The following is a 17064-nucleotide window of genomic DNA, read 5'->3' as shown; positions in this document are numbered from 1 at the left end:
ATAAACCAACTAATTTCTAATAAACTGACTCTGATCCTTAATCATATCGTATATATCATCGTAAATATAAGGCGAGCCTTCAATAGGAGACTTAATCAAATTGTGAGAAATAAACTCGAAATACTTATTGAGTTTTGAATTTTTATCAAAATCAATAAATGGAATCCTACTATTAACAGATTCCCTAAAACTCTTAGCAAATGGAACAAATCCAATAAATTCTATTGGTACATTAATATTGTTCTTAACGACATTAATTAAATTTTCACACATACCTATCTCTTCGCTAGATTCTATTCTATTAAGCACAACTCTAGGATAAAAATTATTCATCATCTTCTTAACCTTAAGAGACGAACTTAAAGATATAAGCTCAATTCCTGTAACTAAATCCTTAAATTTAACATTTGATCCTTCTATCTTTTCTTTAAAGAAATTACTAATATATTCACGCTCAGCACTCTTTGGAGGAAATCCTAGATACAAAAGACGATAAAGTGCATTTTTTAAAAATGAATATGCATTAAGTATGGAAGGAGTCTCTGGCACGGTGACCACAATACCACTGTAAGCTACTAAATAAAAATCTACAGTATTATAAGATGTACCTGAGCCCAAATCTATGAAAACAAAATCTGCAACAAGATCCCTTTGAATTGAATCAATTATCTTCTTCTTTATGGAGAAGGGAAGATTGGCCGTCCCCGCATAAAGAGCATCTCCCGGTATTAAATAAAGCCTATTGTAAGGCGTTTCAACAATTAAATTTGAAAAATTTTTTTCACGCTTATTAATAAAAGAGCCTACTCCAAAACCAGTATTCTTAACTCCCAAACATGTATGTAGATTAGAACCGCCAAGATCAAGATCAACCAATATTACAGTCTTTCCCAAACTTGAAAGTTTATAGCCAATATTAGCAACAAAAGAGGTCTTACCAACACCACCCTTTCCGCTTGCAACAGGAATAATCTTAGTCATCCTAAATCCTCTAATCTCTCTTCTTATCTTTATTAAACTTCATGAAATCAAAAAACCTTAAAAACCCCAACTTCTTAGTTCCTTCCTTAAATGAAGCCTCTTCCTCTTTAGAAGCCGCAATTAAGTCTTTAATCAAATCCTTATTATTTGTGAAATTTTCAATACTATCCGGTTTACCACAAATCACAACCTTATCGTCTTTCAAAAAAAAATAATCCCCATCCACAAACTCATACCTAGAATTACTTAAATTTCTAACAGCAATCACTGTAATGCCCTTTTCTCTTCTCAAATCAGCCTCAAGAAGAGTCTTTCCCACATACTCTTTAGGAATAACAGTCTCAGCAACAATAATATCATACCCAATAATATTATACGTCGAAAGATTGGGAGAAACTAACAGCGGAGTCAATCTCCTTGCTGCATCTTTACTTGGGAATATAATTTTCGTAGCTCCAAGGGTTTTCAATATTTCAGCATCATCCCTATCCTCAGTTTTAACACATATTTCTCTTACACCTAAAAGATTACAATAATGAGTAACAAGAGCACTCTTTCCAAGATCATCATCAAAATCAATAATGACAGCATCCGTATCCACAGGGATTACTTTCTTTAAAGCATTTTTAGTAAATTGATCAAGAATGAAACTTTCCGTAGCAATAACATCATATTCCTCTACCAACTCCTTTGATGTATCAACAATAATAATTTGACAATCAAGCTTACTCAAGTCCTCAAGAAGATGCACGCCTAAATTATTCAGACCAATAATAACAAAAGTCTTCACCCCTTATCTAACCCACCAAAATATCTTGTCTTGGTCTTGTAAATTCCTCAAAGCGAACTCTCCGCGAAACAAAAATTGCCATCGAAAAAAGGCCTATTCTACCTGCAAACATAGTAAAGATTATAATTATTTTACCCAAATATGACAATTCTTGAGTAACACCTACCGAAAGACCAACAGTACCAAAGGCAGAAAAAACTTCATACCCTAAGTCAATCACTTTCCAATTACCCCCACCCTCAGCAGCAAGAAGCATGAAAAATGAAAAACACAGAATAAAAATAGCTCTTGCAAAAAATAAAAGAGCAAACCTTATACTGTCAATCGATACCTTATACGATCCTATAATATAACCGTTGCCATCTTGGGTCTTTATTACAGCAAGAATAATTAAAAAAAACGTGGTTACCTTAATTCCACCAGCAGTTGATCCAGGAGCACCTCCAATAAACATGAAAGGCAAAGTAATCATCTGAGTCCTGCTCGTAATAACAGAATTTTCAAGGTAACTAAATCCTGCCGTTCGTGTACTTATCGAGTAGAATATTGAATTTAATATTAAGGTTCCAAGTGAATAGCCTTCATTTACCTTATGAATCTCAGACAAAAAAAATACAACCGCTCCAAAAACGATTAAAAAGAAACTAAGACTAAAGACAATCTTAGCATGAAGAGATAATTTTTTTTTATCTCTAATGGTGTCAGTAACATCACGATACACCATAAACCCGAGTCCCCCGCAAATGATCAAAATAGCTACTACTACTACCGCTTCAGGCACATCCCGCCATGCATAAATACTCTCAGAATGCATAGAAAACCCTGCGTTACAAAAGGCTGAAACCACAGTAAACAAAACTTCAAAAAACGAAACCCTGACATCTCGTAATTTAAAACAAATTATTATCAACACTAGTCCAATCAGTTCAATTAAAAAAGTTACAAGAAGGATACTTTTCAAAATTTTAATGGGATTATATTCAATATTTGAAAGAGAATATTGCTTAATAATCCTAGCATCTGTCATCTTCAACTTACGCTTAGGTATAAGCAAATAAAAGGTAGTAATAGTTATAAACCCAAGTCCTCCAAATTGGATTAACAACATTATGACCACAAATCCAAAGGTGGAAAAATTTTCAATCTTAACAGTAGTAAGCCCTGTAATACTAACAGCAGACACGGATGTAAACAAAGCATCTATGTATTCCAATTTTTCCTCTCCCTTCCAAGAAATAGGAAAAGACAACAAGAGAAACCCAAAGAAGATAATCAAGACAAAATAACTGAACAGAAGAAATCTATCACTAAACCCAAGTTTTAACATAAAACAACAAAGACACAAAAACGATACTTGTATTTCACCGCAAACATTGAAATACTATCACAATTTTATTATTTTTAATACATGTTAGAAATAGAATCCAAAGCCTTTATCCCAAAAAGGGAAATTAAGAGAATCTTAAAATTAGCCAAGCAAAAATTCAAATTTATCAAAGAAGAATTTAAACGAGATGTGTATTACTGTAACACAAAACAAACAATTAGAATAAGGAAGTCTAATTCTTCAACCGATATTGTAACATTTAAGAACAAACGATTAGATAATGATATAGAAATCAACAAAGAAATTGAATTTGGAGTAGATAATGCAAGTGCTTTCATACTACTTCTAAAAGAAATGAGATTCAAACTTTTATATAAAAAAAACAAAAAGAGTTTGATCTATAAAAAGGAAAACTTAAACATAGAAATAAATGAGGTTGAAAATCTTGGATTCTTTCTAGAAGTAGAAAAAATCATTAGGGATAAAAGTGAACTGCCACTAGCTAAAACGGAAATCTACGAAATCATGGAGGATTTTCAGTTAAAAAACAATATTGAAAAAAAGTCGTATTTTGAACTACTAAGTAATCAACTTGAAATGTAGGGTCTTAGAATCAGAACTCAAATACGCCATTATAAATCCTTCTCTTCCGTACTGTTCAATTTGAGGTCTAAGAGCAAATTGCTGCAATACCTCAGCTTCATTCACAAAATACCAATTATTATTATCAAAATAGATAAGCCTAATATTATTACTATCTTCATAAACTAAGAACAAATTGTTTCGATACTCTATGATATCACTTCTTATGTCGCCTTCAGAATCAATATTTGGACTTATATTGTACCATTTATCACATTCCAAAGTAGAAATACTAACAATAGGCCTACCCTTTGTTACATAACTTACAACAACTTGGTTAGACTTAGCATTGGAAAGAATTCTTATAGAATTTGCCTTAATAGCAGTCTGAGTATTTGTATTCGTCCAAGTTTTTCCCTTATTAATAACAAACTCAGACTTCATATACCCATCTATTTGATAATTATAAAAAATCCCCAAGAAAGGCTCAGAAATGATGCCAATGTTTGAAACATCAACATTAGCATTTCCTTTAGAAACATAAGCACCACCAACACCACTCCAAATACGCCCATATCCTTCATTTGTAACAAAACTTATTTTATATTCTTTACCAATCTCTCTCAAATAAGCTAAATACAAGCTATCTCTTCTGTCAATACTAATATTGACCAAAGATCCGATATTGTCTCTAAATTTAGGACTAATATCAATCCACTTTCTGCTATTAAATTTTTTAACTATAAGTTCTCTAGAAAAGTTATCCGTTCCCTTAGTAGTAAAGGCAACATATAATTCTCCTCTAGAATTGATTGCAAAATCAAAACACGCAACACCAGTAATATTTTCATTAACAGCAGATGACACATCAAACCAACCAATATTTTCAATAAATGCAGACACCTTAATTTTATCACCTGTTTTCATCTGATAAGCAATGTAAATATTGCTTTTATATATTCTTAAAATATATTTTTCAATCTCCAAGTCCAGCCCAAAGACTGGCAATTCCCTTAATAGAAAAGTTTTATCTTGCATTTTGATATGGTTTGGTTTGGCTCTTAAAGAGCTATCGCTTATTATCGATAAATCTAAGTCTGTAAGTACAAGATTAATATCTGAATTTTCAGATGTAATGTAAATCACAGCATAAAGAACATCTTTATCTAATTTAATTTTAACATCCTTCTTTTTTACCTTATCTGTTAAGTATTTCTTCTTTACAACATCATAAACCATATAAACAAAATCTGACTTTAAGGAACTATCAAAAGTTAAGATATAATCGGAGGACTTACTAACTCTTAAATAAACACTCCCCTTCCCGGTTTTACTTGAAATACTTAAAGGAGTCATCTCTGTCAATATCTGCTTCGCCTGAGCATGAGAATAAGAAATAATTAGCAATATGCCCAATAAAATTTTAATTTTCATATTTTTCAAGCTCCAAAAAAACCAACAAATAGTCGATAAAAGACACAATGACTAAAAATGTAGACATAGCATATATTATTCCAATAATAAAAGAGAAATTAAAATTTATATTTAAAACAGCCCCTATATATTTCTCAATCAACATAGTAATTTTCAATTTATCTAGACTATAAAGAAAAAGGCTGGCAAATGTTGCAACAGCGTAAAATAATGATTTTAATTTACCCGAAATTTTAGCTTGTTGAACTATGTTAAATTGGATGATTAAATTTCGAATAAAACCAATGGAAATCTCACGGTACACAAATACCACAAAAAAATAATACGGAGTAATACCCTTATAAAAGAAGAAAACGAAATACGTTAAGTGTTGCAGAACATCTGCATAAGGATCTAAAACTTTCCCCATATTGCTAACCAACCCATACTTTCTAGCAATATGCCCATCGATAACATCTGTTATTTCATTTAAAACAATTAGAACCCAAATCAGAATTAAAAACAAATAAGGATTCCAAAAATCTTCAAGAAAAAATATAAGTAATATGATGAAAGACAATATAATCCGAAAAAAAGTTACCTTATTAGGACTAATCATTCCCATACGACTCAATTTACAAAATCTCCTTAAGCTTTATTTTTAATTTTACAAATTCAAAAGCCTCGGCAAGCCCAAGCCCATTAATCTGCTCATTAGTTCTAGTCCTAATAGAAATCTCCTCTTTCTTTAACTCTCTCTCTCCTATTATAAACATATAAGGTACTTTCTTAGCCTGATATTCTCTAATCTTAGCATTCATTCTTGTATTACAATCATTATCAAGCTTTATCCTAATGCCTCCTTCCCTAAATATGGACAAAACTCTTAGTGCATATTCTTCTACAATATTATTCACAGGAATAATGACAACTTGAAGAGGTGCAAGCCATACAGGAAATGCTCCCCCGTAATGTTCTACGAAAATACCAAAAAATCTCTCAACAGAACCGAGAAGAGCACGATGAATCATAAAAGGTCTCTTATCCTTACCCTCTTCCGTAGTATAAGTCATTTTAAATCTTTCTGGTAAATTAAAATCAAACTGAATTGTACTCATCTGCCATTCTCTTTCAAGAGAATCTACTATTTTAAGGTCAATCTTAGGTCCATAAAAGGCTCCCCCGCCTTCATCAACATCGTAAGAAATATTAAAATCAATTAAAGCCTCCTCTAATACCCTTACAGACATATCCCAATCTTCAACACTGCCTACAGATTTTGCAGGTTTTGTAGAAAGATATGCTCTTAAGTTTGTAAAACCAAATTTATCCCATATATAAAGTGCGAATCTTAAAACTTCCTTAACCTCTGTCTTAACTTGCTCATAAGTACATATGATATGAGCATCGTCTTGAGTAAATCCTCTAACACGCATAGAGCCGTGAAGAGCACCTATTTTTTCATAACGATACACTGTACCAAGCTCAGCCCATCTGAAAGGTAAATCCTTATAAGAGTGCTTCCCCTCATTATAAATCGCAATATGAAACGGACAATTCATAGGCTTAACATAATAACTACTCCTATCCATCTCGATTTTCTCAAACATGCTATCCTTATAAAAATCTAGGTGTCCGGATGTTTCCCAAAGCCAAGATTTACCCACGTGGGGTGTAAAAAGAATGTCATACCCGTTTTTAAAATGTTCTTCTCTCCAAAAATCTTCTATCAAAGTTCTTACCCTAGCGCCATTAGGGTGAAAAAATATAAGTCCTGGACCTATCTCCTCATGAATAGAAAATAAGTCAAGCTCTCGTCCAAGTTTCCTGTGGTCTCTTCTTTTTATCTCCTCCCTTAAGTGAAGATACGCTTTAAGCTCTCTTTCATTATTCCACAAAGTCCCATAGATGCGAGTAAGCATTTTATTTTTTTCATTCCCACGCCAATAAGCACCGGCAATACTGGTTAACTTAAATGCTTTTGGGTCAATTTTACGCATATCATCAACATGAGGACCCTTGCAAAGATCAACAAAATTATGGCTCCTATATATCGAAATCTCTTCTTCAAACCCAAGGTTATTAATTAAATCGATCTTGTAAGGCTGATCTTTAAACAAATCTAAGGCGTGTTCCTTAGTAATTACCTCCTTTACAAAAGAACTACCCGTCTTTAAAATATCTCGCATCTTGCTCTCTATTAACAAAAGAACATCCTCTGTAATATGAGCTTCAAACTCAAAATCATAATAAAACCCATCTTTAATTGGGGGACCTATTGCAATTTTAGTACTTGGAAATAAAGCAAGAACCGCTTCTGCCATAACATGAGCAACTGAATGCCTTTTTTTATACAAAATACCATCTCTGTCTAACTCTTTACCCATAAAAACACCTTTTAAACCCTATCCTTCCAATATCAAAAATCCCCAAATAAAATATACAAAAAAACTTATTAAAAAAACAGACACCAATAAAATACTTAGTCTACTGTCACTATAGACTCAATGTTAAAATAAAGAGCCATAGCCAGAAAGAAGGTAATACTCGAAGAACCCCCATAAGAGAGGAAAGGTAAAGGTATTCCTGTAATTGGCAAGAGACCCAAACACATCCCAACATTAAAAGAAGTATGAAAAAATAAAAGACCCAACACACCCGATAAAACCAAAGACATATACTTATCTCTGCTCTTATTCATTATTATTAAAATCCTGAAAAAGATAAAGAAAAACAAGACTAAAACTGAACCAACTCCCAAAAATCCAAACTCCTCAGCAAGAATTGAAAAAATAAAATCTGTACTCTGAGATGGCACATAATTTGCGTGTGTATAGGGTCCCTTTAAAAATCCCTTACCCAAAGCACCCCCAGAGCCAATTGCAATCTTTACCTGATTTAAATTCCAGCCAGCCCCCTTAAGATCAATATTTGGATCTAGGAAGACTAAAAATCTCTTAATTTGATAGGGTTTCATCATCTTAGAGAGAAAGCTAGACGCAAAGGCAGAAATTAGTAAAATTGAACTTACAAACATAATATAAAAATAAGTAAGCCTAATATTTAGATTGTACTTTGAAATAAAAAATCCTATAACAGCAGACAAAAATACCAGTACCAACACCAAAGAAGCTATGCGAAAATAAAAATTATTCGAAAAAATCAAATATACTATATTACCCATATCTGACTTATACTCACACCAAACAGGTACCACTACAAAGAGAAATGAAAGAAATCCTACCAAAGTAAAATACGAAATATAATGCACATCCACGCCAGCAAAAAAAGAAATAAACACAAATATACTCAAATAAACCACAGCAGTTCCAAAGTCAGGCTGCAAAAACACAAGCGCAATAACAGGTAAAATTAAAAGAAAAGCAAAAATAAAAACAAAAATGCTACTATCATCTCTCCTACTACTGTAGAATTTAGCGAGAACCAATATGCTAACAATTTTACCAAATTCTGAAGGCTGCCCCCCCAACTTCCAAATCCCGATCCAAGATCTTGCCCCATTAACAGTAACGCCAAAAAGAGCAGTAAAAATCAAAGAAACTACTAATAAAAAATATAAAGGATAAATCACCCCCTGTATGATCTTAAGATCATACCTTCCCATTATAAAAATCAAAAAAAAACCAATAAAAACCCATACAGACTGCTTAAAATACTCAATTTTAACCAAAGAACCATTAGAAGCATAATCACTAGAATATATAAGAAAAATCCCAACAAAAGATATAATCGCCAAACTAATTAATGCCAAAAAATCATAACCTTTCCTAAAAACAGCCACTTCACCCTACCTAATATACCATGGCCTATACCCTTTAAGGATATCGTCATAACTCTGATTAGCGAAAATACCTTGCATGATTAAATCCACAGCTTTAGCAGGCCACATATCAGCATTACTCCTTCCTTCAACCAGACTAAAAACAATAACTTGTTCCCCCGGGACACCATTATAGGGAGCAAGCCCTACAAAAGAACTATTCTCAAAACCAGTAACACCAGTCTGACCTGTTCCCGTCTTCCCTCCAACCTCCACTGCCTTAGTAAGAACTGAATTTTTTGCAGTGCCATAAGTTATAACACCTCTCATATATTTTTTTAAAAGCTCAAAAGTACTCTTACTAATAAGACTAGTCTTTCTGAGGATCTCTGGAGAATTTGCAAGAACAATCTCATTAGTATTTCCATCCAAAATTTTATTAACAACTCTTGGCTTATAAACAACACCTTCATTTGAAATCATGGCTACCATATTAGCAACTTGAATAGGAGTGGCATTTAAAAATCCTTGTCCTATTGAAAAATTTACAGTATCTCCACCCACCCAAGGCTGCTTAAAAATTTTTTCCTTCCATGTTGGACTTGGCAAGAGCCCTGATACCTCATTTGGCAAATCAATACCTGTTTTCTCCCCAAATCCATATTCTCTTGCATATTTAAAAATCTTCTCAGCTCCAAGATATTTAAGACCCAATGTATAAAAATACACATTACATGAATGCGCTATAGCCTCTTCTAAATTGACATAACCATGTCCACCACGCTGCCAGCAATGAAAAGTCCTATTACCCACCTTAAAATATCCCGGACAATATATCTTTCTGTCCTTATCTAAAACTTTTTCTTCCAATAAAGCAGTAGCCATGACCAATTTAAAAATAGAGGCCGGAGGATATACTGATTGAACCGCTCTATTTAGAAAAGAATAATCTTCCCTAGAATACTTGTTATAAACATCTTTCATTGAATAATAAGGATAATTGTGAAGAGCCAATACACCTCCTGTTGAAGGCTTTAATACCACCACAGTCCCATACCTCTCCCCTAAAGTATTTTTGGCAAGCATTTGGATATCCTGCATAATGTTTAAAACGATATTATTCCCGGGAGTCATATTCTCTATAATAGAACCACTATCTATCTTCCTCTCCTTAGAATCTACCCTGTACTTAATTAAACCTTCCTTTCCCCTAATATAGCCATCGTAAATCTGCTCAATACCCGATTTTCCTATCGTAGAATTACTATCATATCCTTCAACATTATAAAATGAACGAAGTTCCCTTTGGTTAATTCTACCAACATATCCAATAGGATGAGAATAAGAATCATCCACCAAATAATTCCGCTTAAAAGAATATGACCATAAAATGGCAGGATAATAATTCCTTTTTTCAGATATCCTAAACAACATTTCTGGACTAAGTTCAACTATCTCCACATCCTTAAGATATCCCCTAGGAGCCTCAATCTTAGCAAGAATAAATTCCTGATCCAACTTTAAAGCCCTTGATAAAAAATTTAACATCTCTTCTCTATCTTCCAGAGGCATTCCATAATATTGATCCAAGCCAATCTTTAAAACAAATGCCGTAAGGTTATTTGCGATAACATTTAAATTTGAATCCAAAATCTCACCTCTTGAGGCGTTGATTTTTTCAACTCTGGACAAAAGTACTATTGCTTCTCTATCGTAAAACAAGTGCTTCCCAATTTGCATCTTAAATAAAGTAAAAAGATATATAAAAAACACCAAAGATAAAAACAGTATGCCAAACCTATATCTTTCTTTCAAGATAACCCTCATTTAATATTCCTCCCTGAAAGCATAAAAATTTCGAGTAAAATAACCTAAAATCGGATACAAAAAATTTATAAATACTATATTTACAACAAGATTAAGATTAAATATTTCATAATTAAATCCTTTAAGATCCACAAAATCTGATAACGTCATTGCGACAAACCAAATCATAAATTTCGCAAAAACAAAAAAAAGAGCCATGCTAAACATACTTTTAGGAATTAAAATCTTAATCTTTCCAAGAACATAAAATACTAAAACATAATTAAAGACAAAAAACCCAAGCGGCAATCCTGTAAAATAATCCATAATAAATCCATGTAACACGCTCGATATTAACCCCACATTAAAAACAAAATTCAGAGAATTAAAAATTAAAATTATTAAAAATACATCTATCGAGAAAGAAAAATTAACCGCAAAATAATACTGAAAGACTTGACCCAAGAACACGCTAATGATATAGTACAGGAAAAAAGATATCAATCTTGTACCCTCCTTCCTCCTTTAATCAGAAAAACGTACTCCAATTTATCTAGAACTACCATAGGTTCTATTTTAATACTTAAAAGCGAATTGTACTCAAGAACACTGAAATGAATAATCCTGCCTATATAAATTCCCCCAGGATCGTCACTAAACCCCGCAGTAACTACAGAATCACCTACCTTTAAATCATTTTCAGCCAATCTACTAACATAATTCATCTCAAGATACTCCCCATACCCCTTACCTTCGACAAGACCAATAAACTTACTATTCTGAATTCTTGCAGAAACAAAATTTTCATAGCTAGTCAAGGGTAAAACCCTGGAGGTATGTGCATAAACCTTAACAACCTTCCCAACCAAACCACTAAACCCATCTTGATAAGCAACAGCCACCATATCCTTTTGAACACCGTCATTATAACCCTTGTTAATCGCCATTAAAGAAGAGATATTTGAATAATTCAGATAAATTATTTCGGCTGAAATAAACTCACTAGAATTCGATGAATAAAACCCAAGCTGCTCCTTAAGCCTAGAATTCTCCTGTCTTAACATCTGCACATTTTGAGTAACTATCTCAAGCTGCTGTATTCTCTTCCTATATTCATCTATTTTCTCACCGTAGTTCTTATACTCATTTACTGCCTTAAAAACACCAGCAATAAAACTAAAAAACCCATGCATGCTATCCTGAATATACGAGTTCAGAGTAAAAACAAAAAAATCATCCTTCTTATTTCTATAGCCCCACGAATCATATACCATAAGAAGAACAGAAACTATTAATACACTCAGTACCTTAATAAAATTCTTGAACTTAACAAGAAACTTCATATCTATTCATTGATAAAACTATATATATTCTTACTAATATCTATCCTATTGGCATAATCATAAAATAAGCCAGCCCCAACAGCTACAGAAAGAAGAGGGTTATCTGCAACATAAACCGGCACCCCTGTTTCTTTTGATAAAAGCCTGTTAAGCCCCTTAAGAAGTGCTCCACCCCCTGTCAATATAATCCCACGTTCAACAATATCTGTCGCAAGCTCTGGAGGAGTGGCTCCAAGAGTCCTCTTAACCTCGTCAACAACAGTACCAATAGGTTCCCTTAAAGATTCTCTCACTTCCATAGAATCAACAATTTGCTTCCTAGGAAGCCCCGTAACAGCATCAGTTCCCTTAATGTCTATTGTCTCAACCTTCAAATTATGCGTATCCGGATAAACATTACCTATCTTAATCTTCAACCTTTCTGCCGTCTGCTGCCCAATAATAATATTATGAGCATTTCTCATATATTTTATTATACTCTCGTCAAACTCATCCCCACCAGTTCTAATGGCTCTACTTACCACCATACCACCAAGAGAAATAACAGATATCTCCGTTGTCCCCCCCCCAATATCACATACCATATGACCTGTTGGTTCAAAAATAGGAATATCAGACCCAATCGCAGCGGCCAAAGACTCTTCAATGACCTTAACCTCGCGAGCACCAGCATTCATAGCGCTTTCCTTAACAGCTCTCCTTTCAACCTCTGTAATGCAAGTAGGCACCCCTATCACCATTCTAGGCTTGAAAAACAACTTCTTCCGCGAAAAAATATAACTTATGAAATACTTGATCATTTTTTCTGTGTTTTCAATGTCAGCAATAACACCATCGCGAAGAGGTCTCACTGCCTTAATATTCTCTGGCGTCTTCCAAAGCATCTTCTTCGCATTTCGCCCAACAGCAACAACCCTGTTCCCCTTAGTAACATCAATAGCTACAACCGAAGGCTCACTCATCACCACACCATAATCTTTGATGTAGACCAAGGTATTACAAGTGCCAAGATCAATGCCAATATCTATCAAAAAAGACTTAAATAAATTCAAATAAAGCCCCCTAAAATTCTTCTAAGCTAATTCTAAGCCTTTCCCTCGCTTCCTCTAAATAAGGATTAATGCTCAATGCCTCTCTCCAATATTTTCGAGCTTTAGGGTAATCTCTGTCTCTCCTTCTATATATGTCTCCTATTCTAACATAAACATTAGGATTTAAACTATTAATTTTCAAGACTTTATCATAACAACCAAAAGCGCCTCCGTAATCACCTTGGTCTAGATATATATCTCCATACAGTAAATACACCTTCTGCATTAAATTATCATCGCTTTTCTCGCCACTAAATGACTCATTTTCTTCTCCTATAAATTTATTTATATATTCAACACTCTTGTCAATGTCCCCTATTTTATAGTTAATATATGCCAAACTCCAAAGAACAAGATCTGACTTATTCTCATTATAAGCTTTCATGAAAAAAGTTAAACTGGACCTATAGTCTTTTAAAAGCTGATAGGAGTACCCCAAATATTCAAAAATATCTTCCTTTATGCTCATAAAGTCAAAAGTATTTAAATGCAAGGCTTTATTTAAATACTTAACAGAGAGTTCACTGTAATACTCACCCTTATGAGAATAAGCTTTACCTAAAATATAATAAAGCGAACTCATAGGAATATCGTCATTGATTGACATTAAAAACCTCAGCCGTTCTATTGAATTATCCAAAAAATGGGTTTTCAAAGAACTGTCGTTCAGCATTAAGGAGTAATAAAAATACGAGAACCCAAGGAGTAAATTTAAATTAAAATCAAACTTGTTTGCCCTAAGACCATCCTCAGCATAGTCTATTATTTCCTTATATTCTTTATTCTCCCAAAGAACAAGCAAATTTACTTCAGTGGGCCCAGCTTTTAAATAAGAACTGGAAAACGCCTTAAAATAAGACAGAATATGAAAAATAAAGAAAAAAAACACCAGAACCACAAGCAAGTAAAAAGAATGCCTCAGGTACCTTATCCACATAAAACCCTCCATAAAAAATTAGGCCAACACCCATAAGCCGAGTTCTGTATTATGTCATCATCTATCTTGTCTTTCCATCACTGGAAAAATCATGCAATCCACCCGCAAGTCCTCAAGAGCCAGGAAAACTTGCTTACTTGATTTTGCTCCTAATGAGGTTTGTCTTGCCCCTATTTATCACTAAATAAGCGGTGAGCTCTTACCTCACCTTTTCACCCTTACCCTAAGGCGGTAACTTTCTGTGACACTCTCTTAAGTCTGAAACCCCTAGGTATTACCTAGCATTATGCCCTTATCGGAGCTCGGACTTTCCTCCTAAAATACTTCAAAGTAAATTAAGCGATGACTGGGTATTAACCTAATTATTCCTATTCAATAAGATCTGCTAAACTTCCAGAAATCAGACCCAAACCAACCTCAAATTCTTCTTGATAATAAAGTATTCTACTGCAATAAGGACAGAATTTAATATCATCTGGCTCGCGCCTTACCTTATTTGCGAACTCAACAGGAAGTATCATATTACACCCCTTACAAACATTTTCAACCAAAGGAACAACTCCATTAGATTTATTCCTAATAATCCTCTGAAACTTAAACAAAAAATCCTCATCCATCCGAAAAGCATACTTCCCCTCCTCATCTGTAATATCAAGAAGCTTTTGTTTAATGCCTAAAAGCTCATCCTCAAGCTCAGCACTCTCAGTAGCATAAATGCTCTGCTCTCGTTCAAGCTTACCCTTTACTTCTGCTATTTCTCTATCCACCCTTGTCTTAAGACCAGTAATATGTGTCATTTTTTTTCTAATAGTTACTTCATCATCGATAATAGTCTGTAACTCTTTCTCAAGAGCCTCATATTCTCTTTGCGTTTTAATACTATCTATTTTTTTTTCTGCTTTAGTTTTTCTCACATTAATGTCTTGAATGCCCAACTTTAAAGAAGCATCCTCCTTTTGGCACTCTTTAAACTTAATCTGTAACTCATCAATCACCTCAATGAGCTCATCAATTTGAGATTTCTTAACTTGCAAATATTTAGGAATACTTTTTTGTCTCTCCTCAAGCTTAAACCTAGCCTTATAGATGCCTTCAAGGTTTTTCAATATATCAATATTACTTTCCACAACCCCCCCATTAATTTAATTTAGATCTTCTAAATAATCTTTAAGCTTCTGAGTCTTCTTAGGATTCTTAAGCCTCCTTAAAGCCTTAGATTCAATCTGCCTAATTCTTTCCCTTGTAACATTAAAATGAAGCCCAACTTCTTCAAGAGTTAAAGAATAACCATCTTCAAGTCCAAATCTCATCTTAACGACTTCCTGTTCTCGCTCTGGAAGAGTGCCAAGAATCGATCTTATCTGATCCTGCAAAACCACAAAAGAAGTATGCTTTGCCGGATTTTTTATTGCCTTATCCTCAATAAAGTCACTAAGAACAGAATCTTCCTCTTCCCCAATCGGAGTTTCAAGTGAAACAGGCTCCCTTGAAACATTCTTAACAGTCTTAACCTTTTTCAGTTCCCAACCGAGTCTGACTGCAAGCTCCTCATCGGTTGGGTCCTTACCTAAAACCTGCACCAAATATCTTGTCTCTCTATTTAATCTATTTATTTGCTCAATCATATGCACAGGGACACGTATCGTTCGAGCCTGATCCGAGATTGACCTTGTTATCGCTTGCCTAATCCACCATGTAGCATAAGTAGAAAATTTAAATCCCCTCTTATACTCAAATTTTTCAACAGCTTTAATTAAACCAATATTACCCTCCTGCACAAGATCAAAAAAATGGAGTCCCCTATTAGCATACTTCTTAGCAATACTCACAACCAGTCTCAAATTAGCCTTAATCAACTGATCTTTTGCGTGTTGCATCATCTGTTTACCCTTAATAATCTCTTCCGACATCCTTATTATTCTATCTATTGGGTACTCATAATACATCTCAATTCTTTCGAGCTCTTTTTGTGTAAGTTGAGCTTCTGTAATTTGCTCCTTAATAAGATCTTCTCGTATATTTAAAAATTTTTCTATCCTCTCTCGCCTTTCAGGAATAGCCAAATCCCTGCCAAGATCCCTGAGATTCCGAATCTTGTCCACCTTCAATCGATCCAATATGGACTTCTGCTGTCTCTTTAAATCCCTTATCTTACTAGCAGAGTCAATATAATCATCTGAAAAAATTCTTAACTCCTCCTGACATAAAGGAACAGACTTAAGCATTTCCTTTATATCAAGCCTTTCCTTACTAATACTTTCCTCAAAAATATCCTCACCAAGCCCATATAACTTATGCTTATTTTCAATATAACTTACTAAACGCTCCTGAAATGGTTTTAACGCGGCCTTATAAAAAGATGTAATTCTTTTTTTTTTGTTATAGTAGTCCGCATTGCTATCCTTTTCTCTTTCCTTATCTCTTCTAAAAAATTCTTCCCTATCTCCTCTTGAATAAATAGCGTTAACCAAATTATAATAATTCTCTATGACAAGCCCCTCATTCTTAAGAATGTTTTCAATGATAGATTCTCCGGAGTCCATTTGCTTTGCAAGCTCAACCTCCTGATTTCCAGTTAATAAGAATTCCTTTCCTATTTCCTTCAAATAAAGTCTTATCGGATCTTCAGTATTATTATCTTTTAATAATCCGCTCTTAATACACCCTGAGAAATCTTCCCTTTCTAGGATATCATCCTCAAATTCTTCCAACTTATCATCGATCTCATCGTCACCATCACTTAAACCCATAAACTGACTATCAATCTTACTTACTTCTTCCAACTCGGAACCATCAACACTAATATTTCCGGACCCTGCTCTCTTATCAATCAAGCTTATTCCCTCATCTTCAAGTATTCCATAAATAAACTCAATGTTCTCAGGATCCAACATATCCCCTGAGAGCAGGGGAGACAAATCCGTAAACGTAACCTCTTTCCTGTCCCTTAAATATTCCAATATCGACCTTATTGCTTTTGAATTCTTTTTCCTAAAATACTGCAATTCTTTAC

15 protein-coding genes and 1 other RNA gene are annotated in these 17064 nt (G+C 33.8%); 1 reads left to right on the top strand and 15 read right to left on the bottom strand.

Annotated features, from left to right (window positions below; all coding sequences use genetic code 11):
• Window positions 1-9: 9 nt before the first annotated feature.
• Genes QYZ68_RS03740 through QYZ68_RS03730 form a run of 3 tightly spaced genes read right to left on the bottom strand, consistent with a single transcriptional unit; the run spans window position 10 to window position 3098 of the window.
• Window positions 10-981 (bottom strand): MinD/ParA family protein, encoded by a 972-nt coding sequence (locus QYZ68_RS03740; RefSeq protein ID WP_301384226.1) that lies wholly within the window; start codon window positions 979-981, stop codon window positions 10-12.
• 10 nt (window positions 982-991) lie between these two features.
• A complete protein-coding gene (locus tag QYZ68_RS03735; RefSeq protein ID WP_301384225.1) occupies window positions 992-1771 on the bottom strand; it encodes a potassium channel family protein in 780 nt (259 codons plus the stop codon).
• A 7-nt stretch (window positions 1772-1778) separates the two neighbouring features.
• Window positions 1779-3098 carry a TrkH family potassium uptake protein gene (locus tag QYZ68_RS03730; protein WP_301384224.1) on the bottom strand — a complete coding sequence of 440 codons (1320 nt, stop codon included), beginning with the start codon at window positions 3096-3098 and terminating at the stop codon, window positions 1779-1781.
• 81 nt (window positions 3099-3179) lie between these two features.
• On the opposite strand from QYZ68_RS03730, the gene cyaB reads away from it, so the two are divergent.
• A complete protein-coding gene (gene cyaB / locus QYZ68_RS03725) occupies window positions 3180-3701 on the top strand; it encodes a class IV adenylate cyclase (RefSeq protein ID WP_301384223.1) in 522 nt (173 codons plus the stop codon).
• Here cyaB and QYZ68_RS03720 read toward each other — a convergent pair.
• From QYZ68_RS03720 to rpoD, 12 genes are all read right to left on the bottom strand, one after another.
• The gene (locus tag QYZ68_RS03720) at window positions 3678-5114 is read right to left on the bottom strand and encodes a hypothetical protein (protein ID WP_301384222.1); all 1437 of its coding nucleotides are present in this window, start codon (window positions 5112-5114) and stop codon (window positions 3678-3680) included. The two genes, cyaB and QYZ68_RS03720, sit on opposite strands and share 24 nt — an antisense overlap.
• Complete coding sequence (gene pgsA / locus QYZ68_RS03715; RefSeq protein WP_301384443.1) at window positions 5104-5718, bottom strand: CDP-diacylglycerol--glycerol-3-phosphate 3-phosphatidyltransferase; 615 nt, start codon at window positions 5716-5718, stop codon at window positions 5104-5106. Before pgsA ends, QYZ68_RS03720 begins: the two co-directional genes overlap by 11 nt.
• Window positions 5719-5728: 10 nt before the next feature.
• Complete coding sequence (gene thrS, locus QYZ68_RS03710; protein WP_301384221.1) at window positions 5729-7480, bottom strand: threonine--tRNA ligase; 1752 nt, start codon at window positions 7478-7480, stop codon at window positions 5729-5731.
• Between the two features lie 95 nt (window positions 7481-7575).
• A complete protein-coding gene (gene rodA / locus QYZ68_RS03705) occupies window positions 7576-8895 on the bottom strand; it encodes a rod shape-determining protein RodA (protein ID WP_301384220.1) in 1320 nt (439 codons plus the stop codon).
• A gap of 6 nt (window positions 8896-8901) precedes the next feature.
• Window positions 8902-10701, bottom strand: a complete 1800-nt coding sequence (gene mrdA / locus QYZ68_RS03700; RefSeq protein WP_301384219.1) for a penicillin-binding protein 2 — start codon at window positions 10699-10701, stop codon at window positions 8902-8904.
• Entirely contained in the window at window positions 10702-11184 is a 483-nt protein-coding gene (locus QYZ68_RS03695) for a rod shape-determining protein MreD (RefSeq protein ID WP_301384218.1), read from the bottom strand. It lies immediately after the preceding gene.
• Complete coding sequence (mreC, locus tag QYZ68_RS03690; protein WP_301384217.1) at window positions 11181-12023, bottom strand: rod shape-determining protein MreC; 843 nt, start codon at window positions 12021-12023, stop codon at window positions 11181-11183. Before mreC ends, QYZ68_RS03695 begins: the two co-directional genes overlap by 4 nt.
• A gap of 2 nt (window positions 12024-12025) precedes the next feature.
• Window positions 12026-13075 carry a rod shape-determining protein gene (locus QYZ68_RS03685; RefSeq protein ID WP_301384216.1) on the bottom strand — a complete coding sequence of 350 codons (1050 nt, stop codon included), beginning with the start codon at window positions 13073-13075 and terminating at the stop codon, window positions 12026-12028.
• A 10-nt stretch (window positions 13076-13085) separates the two neighbouring features.
• Window positions 13086-14051: a tetratricopeptide repeat protein gene (locus tag QYZ68_RS03680; RefSeq protein WP_301384215.1), complete on the bottom strand. Its 966-nt coding sequence runs from the start codon at window positions 14049-14051 to the stop codon at window positions 13086-13088.
• 17 nt (window positions 14052-14068) lie between these two features.
• Window positions 14069-14410: RNase P RNA component class A (gene rnpB, locus QYZ68_RS03675), an RNA gene on the bottom strand.
• Window positions 14411-14419: 9 nt separating this feature from the next.
• Complete coding sequence (locus tag QYZ68_RS03670; protein ID WP_301384214.1) at window positions 14420-15178, bottom strand: zinc ribbon domain-containing protein; 759 nt, start codon at window positions 15176-15178, stop codon at window positions 14420-14422.
• 15 nt (window positions 15179-15193) lie between these two features.
• On the bottom strand, window positions 15194-17056 hold the full coding sequence (gene rpoD / locus QYZ68_RS03665) for an RNA polymerase sigma factor RpoD (protein ID WP_476390641.1): 1863 nt from the start codon (window positions 17054-17056) through the stop codon (window positions 15194-15196).
• Window positions 17057-17064: the final 8 nt, after the last annotated feature.

It is taken from the genome of Borrelia sp. P9F1, assembly GCF_030436115.1.
Classification (GTDB): domain Bacteria; phylum Spirochaetota; class Spirochaetia; order Borreliales; family Borreliaceae; genus Borrelia.
This window is presented reverse-complemented; position numbering and strand designations above follow the sequence as displayed.